Origin of the sequence: Peribacillus sp. Bi134, from assembly GCF_918698065.1 — a bacterium.
Taxonomy (GTDB): Bacteria; Bacillota; Bacilli; order Bacillales; family DSM-1321; genus Peribacillus.
This window is the reverse complement of the sequence record NZ_CAKKLN010000008.1, coordinates 296,710-321,596: the sequence shown is the minus strand read 5'-3', so window position 1 is coordinate 321,596 and position 24,887 is coordinate 296,710. Positions and strand designations below refer to the sequence as shown.

At 41.9% G+C, this 24,887-nt stretch carries 25 protein-coding genes; 18 read left to right on the top strand and 7 right to left on the bottom strand.

What is annotated here, in order from left to right; all coding sequences use genetic code 11:
- Positions 1 to 34: 34 nt before the first annotated feature.
- On the bottom strand, positions 35 to 1,006 hold the full coding sequence (locus LQ188_RS19860; RefSeq protein WP_230177916.1) for a bile acid:sodium symporter family protein: 972 nt from the start codon (positions 1,004 to 1,006) through the stop codon (positions 35 to 37).
- A gap of 321 nt (positions 1,007 to 1,327) precedes the next feature.
- Between LQ188_RS19860 and LQ188_RS19855 the strand changes: the two genes are divergently transcribed.
- From LQ188_RS19855 to LQ188_RS19840, 4 genes are all read left to right on the top strand, one after another.
- On the top strand, positions 1,328 to 2,005 hold the full coding sequence (locus tag LQ188_RS19855; protein ID WP_230177914.1) for a response regulator transcription factor: 678 nt from the start codon (positions 1,328 to 1,330) through the stop codon (positions 2,003 to 2,005).
- Entirely contained in the window at positions 2,002 to 3,381 is a 1,380-nt protein-coding gene (locus tag LQ188_RS19850) for a HAMP domain-containing sensor histidine kinase (RefSeq protein WP_101224970.1), read from the top strand. The genes LQ188_RS19855 and LQ188_RS19850 overlap by 4 nt, the downstream gene beginning before the upstream one ends.
- Positions 3,382 to 3,480: 99 nt before the next feature.
- Positions 3,481 to 4,587 carry an ABC transporter permease gene (locus LQ188_RS19845; RefSeq protein WP_101224969.1) on the top strand — a complete coding sequence of 369 codons (1,107 nt, stop codon included), beginning with the start codon at positions 3,481 to 3,483 and terminating at the stop codon, positions 4,585 to 4,587.
- Positions 4,584 to 5,261 (top strand): ABC transporter ATP-binding protein, encoded by a 678-nt coding sequence (locus LQ188_RS19840; RefSeq protein ID WP_101224968.1) that lies wholly within the window; start codon positions 4,584 to 4,586, stop codon positions 5,259 to 5,261. The genes LQ188_RS19845 and LQ188_RS19840 overlap by 4 nt, the downstream gene beginning before the upstream one ends.
- A 168-nt stretch (positions 5,262 to 5,429) precedes the next feature.
- On the opposite strand, the gene bioC is transcribed toward LQ188_RS19840, so the two are convergent.
- The 3 genes from bioC to bioF are packed head-to-tail and all read right to left on the bottom strand — an operon-like array spanning position 5,430 to position 8,186.
- Positions 5,430 to 6,251, bottom strand: a complete 822-nt coding sequence (gene bioC / locus LQ188_RS19835; protein ID WP_230177913.1) for a malonyl-ACP O-methyltransferase BioC — start codon at positions 6,249 to 6,251, stop codon at positions 5,430 to 5,432.
- Positions 6,244 to 6,990: an alpha/beta hydrolase gene (locus LQ188_RS19830; protein ID WP_230177912.1), complete on the bottom strand. Its 747-nt coding sequence runs from the start codon at positions 6,988 to 6,990 to the stop codon at positions 6,244 to 6,246. The genes bioC and LQ188_RS19830 overlap by 8 nt, the downstream gene beginning before the upstream one ends.
- A complete protein-coding gene (gene bioF, locus LQ188_RS19825; protein WP_230177911.1) occupies positions 6,987 to 8,186 on the bottom strand; it encodes an 8-amino-7-oxononanoate synthase in 1,200 nt (399 codons plus the stop codon). The genes LQ188_RS19830 and bioF overlap by 4 nt, the downstream gene beginning before the upstream one ends.
- A gap of 398 nt (positions 8,187 to 8,584) precedes the next feature.
- Here bioF and LQ188_RS19820 point away from each other — a divergent pair, with 398 nt between their 5' ends.
- The 14 genes from LQ188_RS19820 (at position 8,585) to LQ188_RS19755 (ending at position 21,577) form a co-directional block, all read left to right on the top strand.
- Positions 8,585 to 9,424, top strand: coding sequence for a YitT family protein (locus tag LQ188_RS19820; protein ID WP_095390405.1), 840 nt, complete (start codon positions 8,585 to 8,587; stop codon positions 9,422 to 9,424).
- A gap of 154 nt (positions 9,425 to 9,578) precedes the next feature.
- On the top strand, positions 9,579 to 9,764 hold the full coding sequence (locus LQ188_RS19815) for a hypothetical protein (RefSeq protein WP_034305959.1): 186 nt from the start codon (positions 9,579 to 9,581) through the stop codon (positions 9,762 to 9,764).
- 362 nt (positions 9,765 to 10,126) lie between these two features.
- Positions 10,127 to 11,416 carry an ABC transporter substrate-binding protein gene (locus LQ188_RS19810; protein ID WP_101224963.1) on the top strand — a complete coding sequence of 430 codons (1,290 nt, stop codon included), beginning with the start codon at positions 10,127 to 10,129 and terminating at the stop codon, positions 11,414 to 11,416.
- Between the two features lie 167 nt (positions 11,417 to 11,583).
- Positions 11,584 to 12,444, top strand: a complete 861-nt coding sequence (locus LQ188_RS19805) for a sugar ABC transporter permease (protein WP_098370419.1) — start codon at positions 11,584 to 11,586, stop codon at positions 12,442 to 12,444.
- On the top strand, positions 12,444 to 13,262 hold the full coding sequence (locus LQ188_RS19800; RefSeq protein ID WP_101224962.1) for a carbohydrate ABC transporter permease: 819 nt from the start codon (positions 12,444 to 12,446) through the stop codon (positions 13,260 to 13,262). The genes LQ188_RS19805 and LQ188_RS19800 overlap by 1 nt, the downstream gene beginning before the upstream one ends.
- Before the next feature lie 57 nt (positions 13,263 to 13,319).
- Positions 13,320 to 14,354 (top strand): LacI family DNA-binding transcriptional regulator, encoded by a 1,035-nt coding sequence (locus tag LQ188_RS19795; protein WP_101225045.1) that lies wholly within the window; start codon positions 13,320 to 13,322, stop codon positions 14,352 to 14,354.
- Positions 14,355 to 14,581: 227 nt separating this feature from the next.
- Positions 14,582 to 15,301, top strand: coding sequence for a ThuA domain-containing protein (locus LQ188_RS19790; RefSeq protein WP_101224961.1), 720 nt, complete (start codon positions 14,582 to 14,584; stop codon positions 15,299 to 15,301).
- Positions 15,302 to 15,319: 18 nt separating this feature from the next.
- The gene (locus LQ188_RS19785; protein ID WP_230177910.1) at positions 15,320 to 16,342 is read left to right on the top strand and encodes a Gfo/Idh/MocA family oxidoreductase; all 1,023 of its coding nucleotides are present in this window, start codon (positions 15,320 to 15,322) and stop codon (positions 16,340 to 16,342) included.
- A gap of 17 nt (positions 16,343 to 16,359) precedes the next feature.
- Positions 16,360 to 17,400, top strand: a complete 1,041-nt coding sequence (locus LQ188_RS19780; protein ID WP_034305944.1) for a Gfo/Idh/MocA family oxidoreductase — start codon at positions 16,360 to 16,362, stop codon at positions 17,398 to 17,400.
- A gap of 22 nt (positions 17,401 to 17,422) precedes the next feature.
- Positions 17,423 to 18,391, top strand: coding sequence for a sugar phosphate isomerase/epimerase (locus LQ188_RS19775; RefSeq protein ID WP_101224959.1), 969 nt, complete (start codon positions 17,423 to 17,425; stop codon positions 18,389 to 18,391).
- Positions 18,392 to 19,120: 729 nt separating this feature from the next.
- Entirely contained in the window at positions 19,121 to 19,441 is a 321-nt protein-coding gene (locus tag LQ188_RS19770) for a PadR family transcriptional regulator (RefSeq protein WP_230177909.1), read from the top strand.
- 71 nt (positions 19,442 to 19,512) lie between these two features.
- Complete coding sequence (locus LQ188_RS19765) at positions 19,513 to 19,866, top strand: DUF1048 domain-containing protein (RefSeq protein WP_101224957.1); 354 nt, start codon at positions 19,513 to 19,515, stop codon at positions 19,864 to 19,866.
- A 199-nt stretch (positions 19,867 to 20,065) separates the two neighbouring features.
- Entirely contained in the window at positions 20,066 to 20,827 is a 762-nt protein-coding gene (locus LQ188_RS19760) for an ATP-binding cassette domain-containing protein (RefSeq protein WP_230177908.1), read from the top strand.
- Positions 20,828 to 21,577: an ABC transporter permease gene (locus tag LQ188_RS19755; protein ID WP_101224955.1), complete on the top strand. Its 750-nt coding sequence runs from the start codon at positions 20,828 to 20,830 to the stop codon at positions 21,575 to 21,577.
- Positions 21,578 to 22,029: 452 nt separating this feature from the next.
- Here LQ188_RS19755 and rluF read toward each other — a convergent pair whose 3' ends face one another.
- The 3 genes from rluF to LQ188_RS19740 all read right to left on the bottom strand — a co-directional run bounded on the left by rluF (position 22,030) and on the right by LQ188_RS19740 (position 24,849).
- The gene (gene rluF, locus LQ188_RS19750; protein ID WP_101224954.1) at positions 22,030 to 22,737 is read right to left on the bottom strand and encodes a 23S rRNA pseudouridine(2604) synthase RluF; all 708 of its coding nucleotides are present in this window, start codon (positions 22,735 to 22,737) and stop codon (positions 22,030 to 22,032) included.
- Positions 22,738 to 22,851: 114 nt separating this feature from the next.
- The gene (locus LQ188_RS19745; RefSeq protein ID WP_230177907.1) at positions 22,852 to 23,751 is read right to left on the bottom strand and encodes a DMT family transporter; all 900 of its coding nucleotides are present in this window, start codon (positions 23,749 to 23,751) and stop codon (positions 22,852 to 22,854) included.
- A gap of 165 nt (positions 23,752 to 23,916) precedes the next feature.
- A complete protein-coding gene (locus LQ188_RS19740; protein ID WP_101224952.1) occupies positions 23,917 to 24,849 on the bottom strand; it encodes an aldo/keto reductase in 933 nt (310 codons plus the stop codon).
- Positions 24,850 to 24,887: the final 38 nt, after the last annotated feature.

Below are 24,887 nucleotides of genomic sequence, written 5' to 3'. Positions count from 1 at the left end.
CACTCAATCGGCTTCTTTTATTCATCCAACAATATTATGATACTTCTGTTTTTATCGAATTATTTGTCCCTGTATTTTTTTTATCTTTCATGCGACTGAAAATAAAGGCTAGAACGGAACCTGATATATTATGCCAAACACTGAAAATGGCACTAGGTACAGCAGCCAAAGGCGAGAAGTGGGCTGTTGCTATGGCTACACCTAAACCAGAGTTCTGCATACCAACCTCCATTGCGACAGCTTTCTGTTTCGCTAAATCCATCCCGCATAAACGAGCAAAGAAAAAGCCGAGTAAAAAGCCAAGAACATTATGAAGAACGACTACTGCAAAAATCAGCAAACCTGTTTTAGCCAGCTGAGCTTGGCTGCCAGCCACTACGGCAGATACGATCAGAACGATGGAAATGACAGATACTAGAGGCAGAGCCTTTGCACCGGCCTCTGCCTGTTTGCCAAAAAACTTTTTGACGATGAATCCAAGCAGCAGTGGGATAATCACCACTTGAATGATCGAAATGAATAACGACCCAATACTGATATTGACCCATTTACTTGCAAAGAGCAGAATAAGCAGGGGCGTTACGATAGGCGCTAGAATAGTGGAAACAGAAGCAATGGCAACTGCAAGCGCAACATTTCCTCTCGCAAGAAACACCATGACATTTGAAGCTGTTCCACTAGGGCAACATCCTACCAAAATAACACCAACAGCCACTTCTTTGGGCAAATCGAACCCTATTGCTAATCCGAATGCCAATAAGGGCATAATGATAAAATGACCTGCTACCCCTAGTGCGACCTCTTTTGGCCGTCGGAATACTTCTTTAAAATCCGCTGCTGATAATGTAAGTCCCATGCCAAACATGACAATTCCTAGTAATGGAACAATATAGTCTCCAATCCATATAAACTGATTAGGTAAGATATACGCAATAACTGCAAATAAAATGACCCATAAGGTAAACGTTTTACCAGCAAATCCGCTGATTTTCTCTACTACTCCCATAGTGACCTCCTAGATGTTTTAAAATAAAACAATTATAGTTTATATTCAGAATATTTAAAACCCTTTTAGGAGAAAAAAATTCAATACGGCTGAACTAGTGTGAATATGACGATTTACTATAGGGAAAAAGCGGACAGGGTTTTAAGATTCTGTTCGTTTTTTTACTTATCTTTTAATAAAAAATTAGAGAGTGCTGTATATTAGTGGCAAACTAGTTTATAAGGAACCGGAAATTGAATTAGTATTTGTTGTTTTACAGGTTTAATTATTGCTATTGTATGTTTAGCCAGAGCCTATAAAAGAAGTGGAGATGTGGTTTCTTTGATACATATTTTAATTGCGGATGATGATCGGCATATTCGGGAGTTGCTTGAATTTCACTTGGAAAAGGAAGGGTACATGGTATTCGAAGCCAAGGACGGTAATGAAGCCTCCTTGCTACTGGAGAAGGAACGGGTCCATCTGGCTGTTGTCGATATTATGATGCCGTTTAAAAACGGACTGGATCTTTGTAAGGAAATCCGGGATCAATATGATCTGCCCGTCATTTTATTGACAGCTAAAGATCAACTTATCGATAAGGAAAAGGGGTACTTTGCAGGTACGGATGATTACCTCGTAAAGCCGTTTGAGCCACGGGAACTTCTATTTCGGATAAAAGCGCTATTGCGAAGGTACCGTATGGTGAATTCTGAATCCATCTCATTGAATCAAACGGTGATTGACCGTAGAAGTTACGAAGTGCGAATAAAGGGGAATACGCTGCTCCTGCCGCTTAAGGAATTTGAGCTGCTGGCTCAGCTTGGGAGTTTTCCAGATCAGGTCTTTACGCGTGAGCAGCTTATTGAACTGGTTTGGGGTGCTGATTTTGAAGGGGATGATCGAACGGTTGATGTTCATATTAAACGGTTGAGGGAACGTTTTGCCGGACGGACCGATGATTTTGTCATAACGACTGTCCGTGGCTTAGGTTATAAACTGGAGGTCAACAAGAAGTGAAAACACTTTATTTCAGGATAGTTATTCAAACCATTTTGATCATGGTGCTTGCAAGTGTCATCGCTTTTTTAATTTCCAATGTTTATTATCATCAGGTTCAAAAACCCAACAATGGTAAGAAGATAGGCAAAGTCGCAAGTGAGATAGTCTCCTTATATGAGGAGAATCCTGATCAGGATATTGATGCGTATTTAAACCATATTGCAGGTTTGCACTATCAAATGTATCTATTTAATGAGCAGGGTGAAGGAACTTTATATGGTGAGCCGTTTAGGGATACGAGTTTGGATCGTGACACGATTTCCGGAGTTTTGAATGGAAATACCTATCAAGGGATCGTCAATTATAATAATGGGTTATTTATTACCGGTTTTTTTGAAGATGTTTTAATTAATAGCATTGGGGTCCCGTTAAACGTGAATGGCGAAAAGCATGCATTGTTTGTAAGACCGAATATAGAGCTACAGTTTGGTGAATTTCGCTTTTTCCTTGCGGTTTTGCTCGTACTGACGCTACTTCTTAGTTTTTTATTTGTGATCATTAATACGCGTTTCATCGTTAAGCCGATTACGAAATTAACGGAAGCTACAAAAAGAATCGCCGATGGGGATTATAGTAGTGAATTGAATGTCACCCGAAGAGATGAAATAGGGGACTTGGCACAGCATTTCTCGAAAATGACTCAAAGCATACAGAAGTTGGATGATATGAGGCAGGAGTTCGTATCGAATGTATCTCATGAAATTCAATCTCCGCTTGCATCCATCCAAGGTTTTTCTCAAACCCTCCAATCGGAGGAATTAACAAAAGAACAAAGAAATCAGTACTTGTCCATCATTGAAAAAGAAAGCAGGCGCATGTCGTCGTTAAGCAAACAGCTGCTCATGCTTGCTTCGTTGGATAAAGAAGAAGATCCGCTACAACGGTCAAATTTTGATTTAGCGCAGCAAATCCGGCAGGTGTTGTTCATGCTGGAATGGAATTGGCGGGAAAAAGATATGGTGATCGAAATGGATTTGCCGTTAACCGTCATTTCTGCAGATGAGAAACTTTTAAATCAAGTTTGGACGAATTTGATAACCAATAGCATTAAATACTCGGAAAGCGGCAGTTCGATCAATATTCGGATTAAAAGTATAGGAAGTGCTGTTGAAGTGATGATCGCGGATACGGGCATGGGAATTCCAGAAGAAGACCTTCCTTATATCCTTGAACGCTTTTATAAAGTCGACAAAGTGAGGAATAGGAGTGAAACAGGCAGCGGGTTAGGACTTTCGATCACGAAGAAGACGGTTGATCTTCATGGAGGAACGATCGAAGTTCAAAGCGAACTTGGTAAAGGGACCACTTTTTATATACGGCTGCCCCTTATGTAATCAGTTGTTCATCTTCCATTCATATTGATTGTTTACAATCGAGTCATACCGATTGAAGCAGGACTCGATTGGTAAACAAAAGAAAAGGGAGATGAAATGATGTTTTTGGCAATACGTGAACTAAAGCATTCAAAGTTACGTTATCTGCTGATTGGACTGATCATGGTATTGGTCGCTTTGCTTGTTTTTATCATTTCAGGATTAGCTAATGGACTTTCATCAGATAATGCTTCATCCATACAAAACATGAAAGCCGACTATTTCGTTATGGAGCATGACTCTAAAAATAAATTGAATCGATCCATCATATCCATGGAAAAGCTTGATGACATCCAGGCTTTATCGGATGTTAAAGCAGCCGAAGGGCTGGGGCAAATGATGATCACATTGAATAAAACCGGATCATCGGAGAAAACGGATGTCACCATTTTTGCGACCGATGCCAGTGGGATACTAGCACCGAAGGTCATAGAAGGAACGAGCTATGACAATAAGAAGCAAGGTGAAGTAGTTGCAGATCGTTCTTTAAAAGAAGTGGGTTATAAATTGGGTGATTCACTTAAAGATGACCTATCAGGTAAGGTTTTCACCATTGTTGGTTTTACTGAAAAGCAGTCTTACAGCCATTCACCGGCAGTTTACATGAATGTTAAGGGGTGGCAGGAGATTAATCCTGGATTGAAAAATCAAGGAAAAGACTCAATCAGCGCAATAGCCGTGCAAATGGATTCGAAGGCAGAAGAGAATGTACGTGAATCATTGCCAGAAGGAGTAACGCTCATTTCGAAAGAAGAATCACTTCAGAGTATACCAGGGTTCAAAGAGGAACAGGGTACATTGACGATGATGATTGCCTTCTTGTTTGTCATTGCAGCATTCGTTTTGGCTGTATTCTTTTATGTGATTACCTTGCAGAAGACTAATCAATTTGGAGTCCTTAAAGCACTCGGGGCCAATACGGGTTACCTGGCAAAAAGTATTGTTGGTCAAGTAATGCTGCTTGCAGTGACATGCATAGCCATCAGTGTTGCACTGACATATGTCGTCACTTTAATCATGCCAGAGGGAATGCCATTCGTATTGAGTACCGATTTGGTCATTAAATATTCCGTGTTACTTTTGGTTGTATCCGTATTGGGTTCGCTGCTATCACTATACCGAGTAGCGAAGATAGATGCGATCGAAGCAATAGGGAGGGTATCATGATGAGGGATAAACTATTATTTGAAAACGTCAGTAAGATTTATGGGGAAGGCGTTAATAAGGTGACTGCCCTTGATAATATTTCCCTGAATGTGAAAGCGGGGGAATTCGTCGCGATCGTGGGTCCTTCAGGCTCAGGAAAAAGTACTTTTCTTTCAATAGCGGGTGCGTTACTATCTCCGAGCGAAGGTCGCTTACTGCTGAATGATGAAGATATAACAACACTATCACCAAAGGAATTGACTAGAGTTCGCCTCGAAAAGATCGGGTTTGTATTCCAATCATCGAACCTTGTGCCATATCTAACCGTACGAGATCAGCTTCTGCTACTTTCTGAACTGATTGGCAAGAGAGATAAAAAAACTGTGAAAAAAGCGGACGAATTGCTTAGCCACCTTGGACTTGGACATCGGGCAGATCACCTGCCAGAAGCACTGTCGGGCGGTGAGCGGCAGCGTGTAGCCATTGCCCGTTCGCTGATGAATGATCCAGAAATCATTTTAGCGGATGAACCAACCGCAAGTCTTGATTCCAAAAGAGGCAGGGATGTTGTTGAAATGCTTGCACATGAGGTGAAATCAAGAAATAAAGCGGCCATCATGGTAACGCACGATGAAAGAATGTTAGATTTATGTGATCGAGTGGTCAATATTACAGATGGCAAGGTATTTGGATGAAGTTATAGGTAAAAGGCCGCTGCCTCTCCAAAGGAATTAGGAGTGGCGGCGGCCTGAATTGCTTGAATGGGAACCTGGTAAGCGGTTGGTATACTAGTCGTTACTTTATCTAAACGATTTGCATTTATGTATAATATATTGCTAGTATCCCAGATGGTTATCTTCGGATTAATCATGTTTTTTCATTTTAAAGAACAAACAATGATAGGTTGCTTTTACACCTGATTCATCTCGGTATTCTGTGTCGTATATGTTGATTAACTCTCGAAAAAGGGAAGGGCGCTGGCAGTAGTTTTCTTTGTTGCTGTTAGCTGCACCAATCTTCTTAATTGAAGTGAAAAATTCACGTACTGTCTGAAAGTACTCCAGTTCAAGATTTTCCATTTTTGTTATCTCGATTGGAGATGCTGATGAAAAGGGGAGCGCTTCTTCACAAATTTGGGATAATTCTTCTAGTGTGTAAAACATTTGGCCTGGTGAACTATCAATGGAAAGCTGAAGCTTTTCTTTCGCCTGTTCATACGACATATGAAGCTCTTGAAATGTATCTATTCCGAACGTTGAAAATATCAGGCTTCCTTCAGCCGTTAATCGTGTACATAGTTTTTCTAGGGTTGCAGGAAGATCATTCAGCCATTGAAATGTTGCATTGGAAATAATCAAGTCGAAATTTTCATTTAGCGCCATTTCTTCGATGTCCGTACATAAAAATGTAACACGGTCCTCCTTTGTCATTCCTTTCGCCACTTCAACCATTCCGGGTGCAATATCAACAGCCGTAATGGCGGCATTAGGGAATGCTTTGACGAGTAACCTGGTTAAGTAACCAGTGCCGCAGCCGATTTCAAGAATATTGATTTTATGATTGGTGTTTTTTTGAAGAAGCAAATCCACTAATTTTCTTGCCATGTTTTTTTGAACATTGGCATACGCATCATATGTTTTCGCGTGTTCACTAAACCGCTTGCTTAACAATCGTTTATCAATCATGAACGTACTCCTTTTGAATAAATGTTTTTATATGCTCCATACATTTCTGTGGTTTTGTGAAAAATGGAATATGACCAGCACCTTCAATAATATGAAGCTCGGCTTGCCCACCCAGGTTTTCTTTAATGAAGGAGGAGGCTTCAAGTGGACAAATTTTGTCTTCCCTCCCATGAAGCAATATAAAGGGGGCTTCAATCCGGTCGAGTCTTGCTCTAGCATCTTTCTGAAGTAAATAATCCAAACCAATCAGAAGCGAAAACACATCATCTCCATGAAACTCGCGTTGAATTGTCTTGATGAATTGATCATAAAAACCTGCTTCTTTTTCAGTATCGGAAAACATTGCTTCATAGAAGGAAGTCAAAGTCTTCTCTTTATTGCGCTGCAGTTGTTTCTTCATGCGCTCGACCATTCGTGGATCCCAGCCAAATGTGTAATTTTCTCCGGTGGTGAACCGACTTGTTGCGCCAAAAAGGATAAAACCGTTTATTTTTTCTCGAAAGGAACTTGAAAGTTCAAGTGATACTATTGATCCTAATGACCAGCTCAGTAAATAAACAGGACCATCTATGGAAGTGATTGTTTCTATGACTCGTTCTTCAATGTCATTTAGTGCTTTCATATCTCTCCAGTCTATAAATGAAAGGTGAAATAGTTCTGACAGCGGTTGGATTAACAGTTGAAACGCATCTTTTTCCATTCCCCAGCCAGGAAGCATGATTAAATTCGGCTGTTTCATTTAATAACACCCATTTCTTTTCCAATAATCGAAACTCTTTCAACTGCCCAATCAAGATCTTTTTTATCGTGGAGAGCCGTAACGGTAAAACGGATTCTCGCTTCATTTTCAGGAACGGTCGGCGGCCTTACAGCAATAGCGGCAATTCCTTCTTTCTGCAAACGTGCAGCAAATTCCATCGCTTTTTCGTTTTCCCCGATGACGATAGGAACAATTTGTGATTGGCTTCCGCAAATATTAAACCCGTAATATGTGAGTTCTTGTCTAAAGTGTTCTGAGTGTGTTTGGAGCAGTGAGCGGCGTTCTGGTTCTTGCTGCACAAGTTCAATCGCTGTTTTTATAGCACCGAGTATGGCCGGGGGAAGTGCAGTTGAATATATGAATCCGCGCATGCGATTTTTTAAATAGTCAATGAGCCATTTTTTCCCGACGACATAGGCCCCGAATGAACCGAGCGCTTTACTGAATGTTCCCATTTGGATATCTATTTTATTTTGAAGATGGAGGTGACCGGCATAGCCTTCACCATGTTTACCGTAGATGCCGCTTCCGTGTGCTTCATCTGTCATTAACAGTGCGTTATAACGTTCCTTTAGCCGAACAAGTTCTTCGAGAAAAGCGAAGTCACCATCCATGCTGAAGACCGTATCCGTCACGATTAATTTCCGTGCTTCAATCGGTGATTTTTTCAAAAATGCTTCTAAATGATCTAAATCATTATGACGATAGCGTATATGCTTTGCTCTGCTTAAAAGAGCTCCATCGACAATGCTTGCATGATTTAATTTATCGCTATAAATAATATCGTTACGGGACAGCAGGGTGGAGATTATTCCAAGGTTTGCGTTATATCCACTATTGATGATGAGTCCTGCTTCGGCTTTCTTCCAATTGACAAGAGCTTGTTCCGCCTGCTCGTAAAGAGGATGATTGCCAACAATTAAACGTGAAGCCGTTGCTCCTGCACCATATGTATGTACTGCATCAACCATAGCCTTTTTCAGCCGCTCATCTCCGGCATACCCTAAATAGTTATTAGAAGCTAGATTAAGCATCCTGCACCCGTTGATTGTAAGCCAAGGCTGCTCGGCACATACGGTTGATACGAGTTCACGCTTTTGCGAAATCTCTTCTAAATGAGCCAGTTCTTTTTTTATTTTTTCTTCCCAACAAGGCAATTGTTTTTCACTGTGCATGGCCATTCTCCTTTTTATATGTCAACTAAAATTAATATAGGTTAACATATAAAACATTCTAATCATGACTCAATGAAACTGTCAAGCTTTGAAAAGGAGCATGAGAATAAACTAATAATCATTAATCTGGAGAAATCAAGGGTCAAAAAAAGCTGGTTGGTTATTTTGAATAAAGGAGAATCGGGCAGCGACTTTGTTAAGCTAATGTATAAAAAAGCTTAGTGAAAATAGTGACTTCTTATGTATTAAGCTCATTCATTGAAGATAATCTAACTTCAAAGGTAGTCTTTTTGTTAAACCTTCAAATCTTTGAAGGATTAAATGGAATTCCATGTTACTATAGAGCAGTGAAATTTAACAGAATTCACATTAACCATTACATAAAGGAAGGTATAAATATGAAAAAGATTTCTTTGGATGTTTTCTTTATATTAATAGGAGCTTTTATTTTCGCTTTGGCAATAAATCTTTTCGTCATTCCCAATGAGCTTGGTGAGGGGGGAGTCACGGGGATAACCATCATTCTGTTTTATCTTTTTGAATGGTCACCAGGGCTGTTAAGTTTGATCATTAACGCTGTCCTGCTCATTGTCGGTTATAAATTTTTGTCGAAAATGACAACGGTATATACAATCGTAGCCGTTGCCTTCAATTCACTTTTCCTTCATTTAACCGAAAGCTGGACGATATCTTCAGATGAATTGGTCATCAATGCGATATTTGGCGGGGTTTTTGCCGGTGCAGGAATTGGCATGATCATTCGTGTTGGGGGCACTACTGCCGGTACGACAATCCTTGCCCGAATTACTAATAAGTATTTGGGATGGAGCTTAAGCTATGGACTTCTGTTTTTCGATTTAATCGTTGCGTTCTCATCTTATTTCATCATTGGTGCAGAAGGTCTGATGCTCACTATCCTTATGCTTTATATTGGAACAAAAACGATGGAATTCATCATTGAGGGATTGAACCCGAAAAAAGCGATTACCATCATTTCAAAAGAAGCGGACCAGATTGCAAAGCAAGTAACCGAATTGATGGACCGGGGTGTCACTGTTTTTAGCGGCCATGGATACTATACAAAGGCATCCAAGGATATTTTATATATCGTTATAAGTAAGCAAGAGGTGCTAAAGTTAAAGAGAATAGTGCAGTCAACGGATAGCAATGCGTTTATAGCCATACATGACGTTCGGGACGTATTTGGTGAAGGATTCCTGGATATCTCGAAGTCCTGACGCGAATAAAGTATAAACGAAATGAAAAGGCCTTGATAGGCTTTTTTATTTTGCACTGCAAAAAATCTGTAAATTCATAATAATTTGTTATATTATGTAAGTAAGAAACCACACACCCTGAGGAGTGCAGCCATTAAATGTGGAGGTGTCCAAGATGATCCTTTTAAAAGTGGATGACAGAAAGTTTGGGAAAAGCAATATCAAGTACAGTGTCGTTGATAAAGAAACGAATGAATTGATCATTAGCGGTGTGTTTAAGGAATTTGGACAAGCAAGCGATAAATATTATGAATTGAAGGATGAATACGGTCCTTCCAATGTGAAGATGATATTGAAGTGATAAGAGGGAAACCGACGGGTTTCCCTTTTTTCGTATAATGCCAGGAATGAAAATGGCCCGTACAATAAATAATCGGATAAAGGAATAATCAAAGGTTTCCGAATCATATAATTAGATTAAGAGAGTTCTTAACATCCTTTTTTTACAATATACTACAATTTTATTGTAAAGTATGGAATTTGGTGGTAATATAAAGCGCATAAATGTAAACGTTTGCAACATTTTTTTGTGAGGAGGTGATGTAAAAGAAGTACGCTAGACTATGAATTTTATAGAATGAATGGCTTTTATTTTACTAATTTTATGCAAACGTTTTCTTAAAATTGCATGAATATTATGAGAAAAAGGGAGAGTGGGTAGGCATGAGGCGTAAAAAATGGTACGGGGGAATTCTTACTGTTTTATTAATTTTTAGTGTAATTTTGGCAGGATGCTCTTCTTCAACTGGCGGAAACAGCGACTCAAAGGATGTCGTGACGCTCGATATATTTCAATTCAAGGTAGAATTCAAGTCGCAATTCGAGACATTGGCAAAACAATATGAAAAAGAAAATCCAAATGTGAAGATCAAGGTATCGACAGTCGGCGGCGGTAATGATTATAAATCTGCCATAACGGCAAAGTTCGCTTCAGGTGAGGAGCCAGCGGTTTTTAACATTGGCGGACCGGTAGATGTCGCACAATATAAAGATAGATTAACAGATTTAAAGGACACTAAAGCTGCTGCTGCAGCGCTTGACGGTACTTTGGATGGCGTGGAAGAGGACGGGCAAGTCCTTGGACTTCCATTTAACCAGGAAGGATACGGCTTGATCTATAACAAACGAATATTTAAAGAAGCCGGAATTAATCCTGATGAAATTACAAGTTATGAAGCCTTAGAGGCGGCAGTTAAGAAAATCGATTCACAAAAAGACAAATTGAAGCTCGAAGCAGTTTTCGCATATCCGGTAAAAGAGAAGTGGGTGACAGGAAACCATTTATCCAATGTATTCTTATCACCGGAGTTTGATGGAAATGTGTTAGAAGCAAGTAAAGCACCTACGGTTAAATTCACGGATGGTGACAAGTTTAAACAATTGGTCGATATCCAAAATGAGTATTCCGTCCAGCCGACAGCAAGTCTTGATTATTCCCAACAAGTGGAGGAGCTGTTCTCGCTTGAAAAGGTTGCGATCATTCAGCAAGGTAACTGGGTTTATAACACAGTCTATGATATGGATCCTGAGTTAGCTGAAAAGGGAATTGGCATCATCCCGATTCCAAATGGAGACAATGCAGGCATGCCAGTCGGCGTACCGAACTATTGGGCAGTGAACAAGAAATCGGATGAAAAGGTACAGGAAGCGGCGAAGAAGTTCCTCGATTGGATGTATACATCCGAAGCAGGGAAGAAAGCCGTTTTGGAAGACTTTAAATTCATTCCTGCTTATGAAGGATATGATGTAGAAAAAATTGCCGATCCAATTTCAAAAGAAATTTATAAATACTCCCAAGAAGGAAATACGATTGGGTGGGTGTTTAATGGATATCCGGTCGGTTGGAATGATGATCTTGGTGCAAGTGTCCAAAAATACGTAACTGGTAAATTGACTTGGGAGGAACTTGTCCAACAGAACATTGAAAATTGGGAGAAGATTCATAGCAAATAAGCGTTGGGAAATGCAAGTGACCAATCGGCATGAAAAATGTGTCGATTGGTTGTTCCTTATTATAGAAAAGTCGCTGAGGGAATTTGCCTCAACAAGGGATTCATCAAATAACACAGTCATGATCTAAACCCATTAACTATTAAATCATTTGAAGGAGGTCGGTTTCGTTGAGAAATCGGGATGCTGCATATTGGCTGTTTTTGACACCTGTTCTTGCTGCACTCATTTTGGTTGTGATCGTGCCGCTCATCTACGGATTTTATTATTCCTTTACGAACTGGAACGGTTTAGGGACTCCGGATTTCATTGGTCTTAAGAATTATATAGACTTGTTTACGGACAAAGGGTTCCTTGATACATTTTGGTTCACCATTAAATTTTCCGTAGCGGCAATTGTGGTAATCAATATCATCGGATTAAGTTTGGCCCTCATCGTGACTTCGAAAATTAAATCAAGCAACATATTGCGGACAGTTTTCTTTATGCCCAATTTAATTGGCGGCTTGATACTCGGCTTTATTTGGCAGTTCATTTTTATTAAGGTCTTCGGTGCGATTGGTGATTTGACTGGGATCGAAGCATTTAATGGGTGGTTATCAACGACTGATACAGGTTTTTGGGGATTGATCATTTTAACGTCTTGGCAGATGGCCGGATATATCATGATCATTTATATTGCCTATCTGCAGGCTGTTCCTGAAGACTTGATAGAAGCGGCAAAAATTGACGGAGCGAACAGCTTCCAGCGTTTTCGCCATATAACTTTTCCGCTAGTGGCACCTGCTTTTACCGTCAGTTTGTTTTTGACGCTTTCCCACTCGTTCAAGATCTATGATCAAAACCTTTCCTTGACGAATGGAGCTCCCTATAATTCAACTGAAATGGTTGCGATGAACATTGTAAAATCCGCCTTCACCGAAAACGATATGGCATATGCACAGGCAAAAGCCGTTATCTTTTTCGTAATCGTGGCGGTCGTTTCGCTGACACAAGTCTATTTCAATAAAAAACGGGAGGTTGAGCTGTAATGAGGGGAAAATGGAAATTGTGGCTGATTGGATTCATCGGATTCATATTGGCCATATTATGGCTCACTCCGTTTTATTTAATGCTTGTCAATGCTTTTAAAATGAAACGGGATATATTTGCCGATACATTGGGACTGCCTGAAACCTGGACATTCGAAAACTTCACTCAAGCTTTCGAGCAATTGGATTTCCTCCGGACTTTATTCAATTCTTTATTGATATCGGGCGTCAGTGTAGTCATCATCATCATCTTTTCTGCGATGGCAGCATACGCTCTTTCCCGAAACAAAAGTAAAATAAGTTCCCTGCTTTTCTTTGTGTTTGTAGCAGCCATGCTGATCCCGTTTCAGTCTGTGATGATACCGCTCGTTGCCCAATTCGGACAGCTGGGGATGTTGAACAAGGCCGGACTGATTTTCATGTATTTAGGTTTTGGCTGCAGTCTTTCCATATTCCTTTATCATGGTACTTTAAAAGGGATTCCCCTCTCACTTGATGAGGCAGCAAAGATTGATGGTGCAAACCGCTTTCAAGTATTTTGGTATATCATATTTCCATTATTAAAACCGATGTCCATTACCGTTGGGATCTTAAATGTCATTTGGATATGGAACGACTATTTGCTGCCATCCCTTGTTATTGGCGGTGCAGGATCGGAGACCATCCCGCTTAAATTATTCTTCTTTTTCGGTCAATATACGAAGCAATGGCATCTTGCCTTGGCTGGACTTACTTTATCCATCATTCCAGTCATCATTGCGTACTTTTTTGCTCAGAGGCAAATTATCAAAGGAATTGCAGATGGAGCAGTTAAATAACTATTTAAATATAGGGAATATTAAGCCATGTGCGGTGAACGGGGAGTGTTGATGAATTTGTCTGTTACTATAAAAGACGTTGCAAAAAAAGCAAATGTCGCTCCATCAACGGTATCGCGTGTAATCCATAACAGCCCGACAATCAGTGAAAAGACAAAGCGTAAAGTACGCAAGGTATTAAAGGAAATGGGCTATCATATGAATGAAAATGCCCGGAACTTAGTCACGAAGTCAACTAAGGCCATTGGGATCGTCATGAAAAGTTCGGCAAGGGAATCACTTTATAATCCCTTTTTTCCAGAAGTGATCCGAGGCATCGGGGATTTCTGTAATAAAGAAGGGTACAGTCTTTCCCTGACAACCGGCGAGACGGAGGATGCAATATTTGAGGATGTCGTGAAAATGGTTCAGGGCAGAAGAGTGGATGGCATGATTGTTTTGTACTCTAAAAAGGACGATAAAGTGGTGCCGTATTTATTAAAGCAGGGCTTCCCGTTCGTTTTGATCGGGAAGCCAAGTACGAACATGAGCGGAATCACGTTCATTGATAACGATAATGTTCAAGCGGCCAGGGAAGTATCGGAGTTTGTAATAAGTCTTGGACATGAGCGAATCGCCTTTTTAGGGGGCAGTCCCGAGTTTGAGGTGATCCAGGACCGCTTGACAGGTTTTCAACAAGCGATGGAGCAGGCCGGGCTGGATGTGCGACAGGAATATATCAAATTGATTCCTTTAAATCGAACGGATGGAATAAAGGCCATTGATGAATTGCTGGAACTGAAAGAGGCACCAACCGCATTTTTGGTTATGGATCTTTTATTGGGTGTTCTCTTGCTTGGGGTGTTAGCTGAAAAGAACTTGAAAGTGCCAGAGCAAATAAGCGTCGTCTGTTTTAACCACTCAGAATTCATAGAATTTTTAAGTACGCCGCTGACAACGGTTGATATCCATACGTATCAGTTAGGGTTTGAGGCGGCAAAATGCGTGTTCGATCTAATTGCAAATCCGGAAATGATGGAAAAGAGTATCAGTATTCCTACCAAAATCATAAAGCGGGAGTCGCATTTTGTTGCTGAAAAGGAAATTAAATGAAAAATGTAGAAATGTTTTACCAATTAAAGCTTGATTTTTGCTAACATAAATTTACAATATAGATTATCACTATTATTTTTGAAAATTCATACTTACTGAAGTCAATAAGTATGTTCTTATATTTTGATCACACCTAACGCAAACGTTTGCGTTATGGATAAAGAGGTAATAGTTAAACATGAAAAGCAAGTTGCCGTGAAATGAATCTAGAATGGAGGAGGTTGTTCATGAGAGTCCTGGTATGGAATGAGTATCGCCACGAGAAAACAAAGCCTGAAGTGGCAAAAGTATATCCAGATGGTATCCATGGTGCAATTGCTAGCTTTTTACAAAGTGAGCAGGTCGAGGTGAGGACCGCTACTCTCGATGAAGAAGAGCATGGATTAACTGAAGAAGCGCTGGAACGAACCGATGTACTTCTTTGGTGGGGGCATGTTGCACATGATGAAGTTCAGGATGAAATCATTGCAAGGGTCCACAAGCGAGTACTCGAGGGTATGGGTCTCATCGTCCTCCATTCCGGTCATTTTTCAAAAATCTTCAAACGGCTTATGGGCACGACTTGCGATTTGAAATGGCGGGTCGCGGATGAAAAGGAACGGCTTTGGGTTGTCGATCCCAGTCATCCTATTGTTAATGGAATTGGAGAATATATAGAGCTTGAGAAGGAAGAGATGTACGGGGAACATTTTGATATTCCTGCACCAGATCAATTGATATTCGTCAGTTGGTTTGAAGGCGGGGAGATATTCAGAAGCGGCTGCACGTATCAGCGGGGAAAAGGGAAGATTTTCTATTTCCGTCCAGGTCATGAAACATATCCTACTTTCCATAATCCGGAGATTCAACGAGTAATTAAGAATGCCGTTGATTGGGTCAAGCCGGAATCTGGAGTCGTAACGAACTATGGGAAAGCCGAACCGTTGGAATCCATCTCAAAGAGATGAAGTGAAGGAGAGAACAAAATGGGCAAAGTGAAGGTAGGAGTCATTGGATGCGGGAGTATCGCAAAAAACAGGCATTTTCCGGAGTATGATGCACATCATGAAACGGAGATCATTGCTGTTTGTGATATTGTGCAGGACCGGGCGAATGCAGCAGCACAAAGGTATGGCGCCCAAGCATATACTGATTATATAGAACTTTTGAAGAATGAGGAGATTGAAGCGATCAGTGTATGTACACCGAATTACCTGCATGCACGCATCACGGTTGCGGCTTTGGAAGCTGGTAAGCATGTCCTTTGTGAGAAACCAATGGCTACTTCTTTGGTGGACGCTGAAAAAATGAATGCAGCAGCAGCGAAAAGCGGCAAAATACTAATGATTGGTCATAATCAGCGTTTTGTTCCTTCTCATCAAAAAGCAAAACAGCTTATTGAGAGCGGGGACCTAGGGAAGGTCTATAGCTTCCGGACGGCTTTTGGACATTCCGGGCCGGAAACCTGGAGCGTGGACGGACTGGAAAGCTGGTTTTTTAAGAAGGATCAGGCAGTCATTGGTGCAATGGGCGATTTAGGCGTTCATAAAGCTGATTTAATACGGTATATCCTTGGAGAAGAATTTGTTGAAGTGGGAGCCTTTGTGGAAACGACTGCCAAGAAAAATACAGACGTTGATGACAGTGCGGCCTGTATCCTCCGGACGGAGAGCGGTATCATCGGAACTCTTACCGCCAGCTGGTCTTATGCAAAAGAAGACAATGCTACGGTCATTTATGCGGAAAAAGCGGTATTGCGCCTTGAAGACGATCCGAAATACTCACTGATCATCCATCATGATAATGGAAAGACAGAAACCATCCAATTAGGAAGCATCCAGACTAATGACTCAGAAGGACAGCATGATTCCGAAGTGATCAGCCACTTTGTAAAATGTGTGGTGGACAATGAGGAGCCTCTTGTCTCAGGAGTTGAAGGGTTAAAATCATTAAAAGTCATTCTTGGCGCGATGGAATCAAATGCATCCCGAAAAATCATCCGCTTATAAAGGGGTTAAAAGTCATCATGTACAAATTAAAAATGGGTATTATCGGTGCTGGCGGAATTGCCCAAAAAAGGCATATCCCAGCTTTTCAAAAATTTCAAGATAAAGTGGTTTTATACGCCATTCAGGATATAGATGAAATGAAGGCGCGAGAAGTGGCGCGTGAATTTCATATCGAGAAGGTTTTCACCAATTATGAAGAAATGTTTGCTGAAGTGGATGCTGTTACGATTGCAACGCCTAATAAGTTCCATGCGGAGATTTCCATTGCTGCTCTGCAAGCGGGTGTTCATGTGTTATGTGAAAAGCCGATGGCCATTACAACTGAGGAATGTTTAGCAATAACCGAGGCTGCAAACATATCAGGTAAAGTGTTATCGACTGCTTATCATTACCGCTTCATGAAGGAAGCTCAGGCTGCCAAAAAAATGATTCAGGCCGGTGAGATCGGTGAACCGTATGTAGCGCGTGTACAGGCAATCAGACGACGCAAAGTCCCTGGCTGGGGTGTTTTTACAAGCAAGGAATTGCAAGGCGGAGGAAGCGTGATCGATTACGGCTGCCATTTGCTTGATTTGGCATTATGGCTGATGGATGACCCAGAACCGATTGAAATCGTAGGTTCCACATATAATTATGTCAGTAAGGGTGTCGATCAGGTCAATTTATGGGGGAATTTCGATGCCTCGGTATTTGAAGTGGATGACCATGCCACTGCATATATCAAATTTGCCAACGGAGCATCGCTATTATTCGAAACATCCTGGGCCGCGAATATCCGTGAAGAAGCAACTGTTTTGAGTTTATCCGGAACGCAGGGCGGACTTGATGTGTTCCCTCTAGTCTTGAATCAGGCTAAGCACGGCATGCTTTTAAATAGTGAAGCAGTATGGATGCCAGGGGAAGATACACCAGACCTGCAACAGGCAGAGAACTTTATTAATAGCTGCCTAGGATTGGCAGAACCATTGGTAAAACCATCGGAAGCCATGAAAGTTTCAAAAATAATCGAAGCCATTTATCAAAGCTCGGCAAGTGGGAAGGTCATGAGCATAAATTAATGAAAAAGGTGAGGTGGGGCATGTGAAATTAGGGATCTTTACAGTGCTATTTGCTCAAAAATCATTCGAGGATATGCTTGATTATGTCGCGGATTCCGGATTAAAAACAGTTGAAATCGGTACAGGCGGGTATCCAGGGAATATCCATTGTCCACTCGATGAACTGCTGGAAAGTGAAGAAAAGCGCCAAAAATACCTCGAATCCGTTCAAACAAGAGGGTTAACGATCAGTGCATTCAGCTGCCACGGCAATCCGATCTCTCCAGATGAAGCATTCGCTAAAGAAAGTGATGAAACACTGATTAAAACAATCAAGCTTGCATCCTTACTGAACGTCCCGGTCGTCAATACCTTTTCCGGTACAGCAGGTGATCACGAAGGAGCTAAATATCCAAACTGGCCCGTCGCCCCATGGCCGAATGAGTATACAGATGTGCTGAAATGGCAATGGGAAGAAAAATTGATCCCCTATTGGAAAAAGGCGGCCGCCATTGCCGATGAACACAATATAAAAATCGGCCTTGAACTGCATGGGGGCTTTCTTGTGCACACACCCTACACCTTGTTAAAACTTCGGGAAGCTACATCTGATGCAATAGGCGCCAACCTTGATCCAAGCCATCTTTGGTGGCAGGGCATCGAACCAGTCGGGGCCATCAAAATCCTCGGGAAAGCGGGAGCAATCTACCACTTCCACGCAAAAGACACATACTTGGATCAGGATAACATCAATATGTATGGGTTAACCGACATGCAGCCATATGGAAATATCCAGAGCCGTGCCTGGAACTTTCGCTCGGTAGGATGCGGCCACAGCCTGCAAGAGTGGTCCGACATCATGAGTGCCCTTCGCACATACGGTTACGATTACGTCGTCAGCATCGAACACGAAGATCCGCTAATGTCAGTTGAAGAAGGCTTCCAACGGGCCGTAACCAATCTGAAAACTGTACTCATAAACGAAAGCCCAACTGATTTATGGTGGGTATAATTTAGAATTGATAACGAGCAGCCTAACGCAGGTTGCTTTTTATGTTGTTCGTTGCTCATGAAAAAGTGGAATTCACGAGTAAAAGTGTAAAACTCACGTGTAAAAGTGTGAAATTCACGAGTAAAAGCGTGAAACTCACGAGTAAAAGTGCGAAACTCATGAGTAAAAGTGTGAAGTTCACGAGTAAAGGCGTGAATTTCACGAGTATAACAGTATAATTCACGAGTAAAAGTGTAAAACTTCACGAGTAAAGAGGAATTAATAATATGTTATCTTTTTCACATCAATTTGTGTTAGAGACAAACATATTATGTATGACCCTTTCCACCCTTACTTTTAAACGGGCTCTTGGAACTGTCAATATACCGAAATCTTTCGCCTTTCTTAATATACGTGTAAACAAGAAGCATAGGAGGAAGTAAAGGCTTCATAAAAGAAATCAGCTGTATCCAATGGAGATAGCTGGTTTTTAAAAAAAATTCAAGTTGACAGTCACCTACTACGTGTTACAGCATACTCTATAGTAAGTAACACTGGATACCGACAGCACTGAATAGTGAAGTTGCAAAAATGTTATTAAGAATAGGAGTTGACACCTCTGCTACTCGGTGTTACAGTTTAGTTGTAATAAGTAATACTAAATAGCGTGAATACATTACCAAAAAGCTATTCAGTAAAAATTCCCCTCAGAACTAAGTTACAAGTCACAAAATAGAGGAGGCTCTGAACATGGAAAATTTAACTGAAATGCTGAAAGGTTCGCTGGAAGGCTGCGTGCTGGAAATCATCAGCCGCCATGAAACCTATGGCTACGAGATTACCCGCCGCCTGAACGAGCTTGGGTTTACTGAAGTCGTGGAAGGGACGGTCTACACCATCCTCGTGCGATTAGAAAAGAAAAAACTGGTGAACATAGAGAAGAAACCGTCAGATATGGGGCCGCCCCGAAAGTTTTACTCACTTAATGAGGATGGCCGCCAGGAACTCGAATTGTTTTGGGAAAAATGGGATTTTGTATCATCAAAAATCAATGTCTTAAAGTCAGTCTAGCTTCATAAGATATTCCGTACGCTATTTTTGGAGTGTCTTGATCAGCTTTATCAATAAGGAGGAAAAATAACATGATGGAATTGTTCAAGAAAATGATTGGTGATAAAAAAGAGTATAAAATGATGATGGCACGGGTTGAAGCCTTGCCAGAGGACTACCAGTTTGTATTTAAGAAAATACAAAACTACATGTGGAATTTCTCAGCGGGCAACGGGATGGATATGCTGCACATGCAGTATGAATTAATCGAGTTGTTCGAAGCCGGTGCGGCGGAAGGCAGACAAGTGCTGGAAATCACTGGGGATGACGTCGCGTCCTTTGCCGACGAACTAGTGGCAAATGCTAAAACCTATTTCGCCAAGTATCGTGAAGATTTGAATGATAGCATCTTGAAGCGACTGGGAAAAAATAAATTCAATAAATAATGCCGACTGAATAGCTGGTTACAAATGTGAATTGCCACCTTCGCTATTCAGTTATATTTTTAACACGGTAGTAAGTAATACAGAATATCAGTCAGACTAAATAGAGGAGAATAGGCAATCTAGTTCTGCTATGCGCTCGAACGGATAATTACAAAACTTACAAGCGGCCTTGCCGCGCTATTAAAAGGAGGAAAAAAGTATGAGCAATGCAGCGATTTCTGTTAAAGGGTTAAAAAAATCCTTTAAAGACAATGAAGTCTTAAAGGGGGTGGATTTTGAGGTGCGGCGTGGCGAAATTTTCGCACTGCTGGGCTCAAATGGAGCAGGCAAGACGACGACGGTCAATATCCTCTCGACTCTGATGAAGGCCGATGGCGGCGCAGTAGGTATTTGCGGCTTTGACGTCCAGAGTCAACCGGATCATGTTCGCCAGAGCATCAGCCTGACAGGGCAGTTTGCAGCTTTAGACGGTATGCTCACCGGGCGGGAAAACCTGATGATGATCGCCAAGTTGCGGGGAGTTTCCAATCCTGCTCAAGTCGCCGACAATCTGCTTGCGAGATTCAGCCTGACCGATGCGGCCAACCGCCGGGCGGATAAATATTCCGGCGGGATGAAGCGCCGGCTTGACATCGCCATGAGCCTGATCGGGACGCCAGAAGTCATTTTTCTCGACGAACCGACGACAGGGCTTGACCCCGAAGCGCGGATTGAAGTCTGGGATACCGTCAAGGAGCTTGCCGGCGGAGGCACGACCATCTTGCTGACGACCCAGTACCTGGAGGAAGCCGAACATCTGGCGGATCGTATTGCCATCCTGCATGGCGGAAAAATCATCTCGACCGGGACACTTACCGAACTCAAGGAGATGTTCCCGCCAGCGAAAGTGGAGTACATCGAGAAGCAGCCGACATTGGAGGAAATTTTCCTCGCAATCATCGGCAAAAAGGAGGAAATTTAAATGAAAAGTAAAACAGGGGTATTACTAGGACGTTTAATGCGCAACATCATGCGCAGCCCAGATACAATTATCACGGTGGCGATTACGCCGATTATGATGCTGCTGCTGTTTGTCTACGTATTTGGCGGCGCTATAGATGCAGGCACAGACAACTACGTCAATTATTTATTGCCGGGAATCTTGCTGATGGCTATCGCATCCGGCGTCGCTTACACTTCCGTGCGGCTGTTTACGGATGTAAAGAGCGGACTGATGGCACGTTTCATTACCATGCCCATCAAGCGCTCGTCGGTATTGTGGGCTCACGTGTTGACCTCGCTTGTTTCCAATGCGCTTACTGTCGTGGTGGTTATCCTTGTCGCGCTCTTGATGGGCTTCCGTTCCAACGCTGATATCCTGGATTGGCTCGCGGTAGCTGGGATACTCGGGCTGTTTACGCTAGCGCTGACATGGCTGGCGGTCATTCCCGGATTGACAGCGGGGTCTATGGAAGGGGCGACAGCCTACTCATACCCGCTGATTTTCCTGCCGTTTATCAGTTCAGCCTTTGTTCCCACGGAAACCATGCCTAAAATTGTCCGTGCGTTCGCTGAGAACCAGCCCGTGACTTCAATCGTGAATGCGATTCGTGCCCTCTTGTATGAAGGGTCTGTTGGCAACGATATTTGGATCGCGCTTGCCTGGTGCGTCGGCATCATGGTCATCGCTTACTTCTTCGCCAGTAAAGCATTTAAACGCCAGTTAGGGTAAGTACACCATAAAGGGATTGGCCAAATCAATGGTCAGCCGATGCCATGAAAGCATTGCTATCACATGGAAGGCTGCTTGAATGCCGGGGCAACCATCACATGGAAACCCTCAAAATTGCTGTGATTAGTGGCGGCTCGATCAGTTATCCCAACGCGAGGTTTGCATGCATGTTCCGAGTAAAAGTGGAAAACTCACGAGTAAAGTAGAATTCACGAGTAAATCGGCAAAATTCACAAGTAAAAGTGCAAAATTCACGAGTAAAGTAGAATTCACGAGTAAAACAGCAGCATTCACGAGTAAAAGCGTAAAACTCACGAGTAAAGTAGAATTCACGAGTAAAAAAACAGCAAAACTCACGAGAATATCCGCAATACTAAAAAGCAAATGATTGCTGAAAATTCTTCTGAAATTAAAAAAGCGATGCCCCCGGAATTCTGGGGGCATCTTCATTATCATCTTTGCCTTGGGGTGTAATCCAATTCCTTAAATAGTTCCTTCAATTCATCCTCGGTCAGGTCGCGCCATTGTCCGTTCGCCAGTCCGTCCAGATGGATGTTCATGATCCGGATTCGATGTAAATCACGGACTTCATAGCCCAGTGCGGAGCACATACGGCGGATTTGTCTGTTCAGTCCTTGCATCAAAGTGATGTTAAATGTATATTTGGTCAACTGCTCAACTTTGCAAGGAAGTGTTTTCGTATCCAAAATCTCCACTCCGGAGGACATATCTTTAATGAAGGACGCGGTAATTGGCTTATCCACGGTTACGATGTATTCTTTTTCATGCTTGTTTTCTGCACGAAGGATTTCATTTACGATGTCTCCGTCATTTGTAAGAAGGATCAGACCGCTTGAGTCCTTGTCCAGCCGTCCGATATGAAAAATGCGAAGCGGATGATTTACAAAATCAACGATATTCCCTTTTATGTGTTTTTCGGTCGTACTTGTAATCCCTATCGGTTTATTCAGTGCAATATAGACATTTTGCTGTTCGACTTTTATCGGCTTGCCGTCGACACGGACATCATCGCCGGGTTCAGCTTGACTGCCAAGCTCAGCTACCATGCCATTAATCGTCACACGGCCATCGGCTATCCATTTGTCTGCGCCTCGTCTCGAGGTAATTCCGGATTCACTGATAAATTTATTGATCCTCAACTAAAGCACACCTTTACATTCAGATTTTCTTCTTTAAAGGATAACGTAAATCATGGTGCATAGACAAGGGGAAAAGACAGAAAGCGTTCGTTGGTTAGAATTACTGGATGTTCTTTACATGTTCCTCGTGACAGCTGCCGGATATGCCTTTTTCTTTTTGCTTGTCAGGTAGACACCTATAAAGACCAGGATGCCACCGAGGATTTGGATGAGCGAAATCGCATGACCTAAAACCAGGCTAAGGATGGCGGTAAATACAGCAATCAGATTCAGGTAAATTCCAGCCTGGCCGGCATTGATATGACGAAGGGAAACATTCCAGAAAATAAATGAGCCGACAGACGGGAAGATTCCAATATATAAGAGACCTGTGATGGCTTTACTGCTTAATTCAAGGTTCATTCCCGAACCAATGGCAAATGGAGCGACGAGAATCAATCCGAGAAATACGGAAACGGCAGTAGCAGAGATGATCGGAATGTTTTTCAGTTTTTTACCGATTATTGAATAGAAGGTCCAAACGAGAATCGCCAGGATCATCAATAGGTCACCTTTATTATAGCTGAGCTGGAAAATATCCAGAAGGTGTCCTTTTGTCAAAACCAATAAAACGCCGAATAAAGAAATGATAAGTCCGAGTGCATGGAGGGATGAAATTTTCTCCTTTAATAGCAAAGCGGAAAAAAGAACAATTAAGGCAGGGTTCATGGAATTGACAAGAGCGGCATTCATGGAAGTTGTATAGGTTAAAGCCCAATAAAGAAAAAAATTATAACTGATGATCCCGAGCACACCCAAGACTAATAGTAATTTCCAGGCTTTCCATACAGTCTTCCAGTGTGGCTTTTCAATCCACTGCGCTAAAGGAAACAATAAGAAAACGGCAATTAGCCATCGCGTAAATGTTAGCTGGATCGGGGAAAGTTCTGTCACAACGTATTTTCCGAAAATGTAATTACCGGCCCAGAACAAATTTGCCAAGATAAGAAATAAAATAACAATAGATTTTTTCATAAGACTGCCTCTTCCTTAATTTATGGAATATTCACTAAATATAACAAAGTAGAGGTACCTAAGCAATATAGAGAGCCTACGGTTAATTTAAGTACAAGGATGAACCGCAGAGCAGGATAAAAAGGCCGTTCAGCTTAAACTGAACAGCCTTTTTCACATCTATAATTAAGCGAAAATGGCACTGATTTCGGCAATTTCGTCCATGGTTAAATCGACATCCAATGCTTGTAAGTTGCGTGTGACCTGTTCTGGCTTTTTCGCTCCGGGAATGAGTACATCAATCGAGTGCCGAGTTAAATACCAAGCTAGGACGACATCGGCAACTTCGGTATGCTTCCTGTTGGCTATCGCCCGTACTTCTTCCACTTTTTGCAGGTTGCTTACAAAGGCTTGTCCTTGGAAAAGCGGACTTTTTGCCCGGCCGTCATCGAATGTTGATTCCTGATTATATTTGCCGCCGAGCAGACCGGACGCAAGCGGGAAATAAGGAATGAAGGAAATATCATTTTCGGCTGTATATGGCAGCAGGTCTTGTTCTGCCTCACGTTTGAATAGATTGTACTCGGATTGCAGGACATCGACATAGCCGTCTTTATTCGCTTCCTTCAATTGTTCGAACGAAAAGTTCGAGACGCCGATTGACTTGATTTTACCTGCATCCTTCAATTCCTTTAAGGCACCTACTGCTTCATCTTTAGGGGTATCGCGATCAGGGAAATGGATATAAAATAAGTCGATGTAGTCTGTTTGGAGCCTTTTTAGACTCGAGTCCACGGCATCTTTCAGAAAAGCCGGAGAGTTATCAAATACGATGTTGCCATCGACAAATTTATGTGCCCCTTTAGTGGCAAGGACTATGTCATCGCGTCTGCGACTCTCTTTAAGGATTTCACCGATAAGTTCTTCTGAACGCTCAGGACCGTAAATGTAAGCTGTATCCCAAAAGTTGATTCCCTCTTCCAACGCCGTTCTCAAAACATCCCTTCCTGTATCCTCACTTAGATTAGGGAAAAGGTTATGTCCGCCAATTGCATTCGTGCCAAGGCCAATCGGATTTACATATAGATCTGTTTTACCAATACGGGTTTGCTTAGACATATTACTTATCATCTCCTTTGACCCCATCATAACAAAAA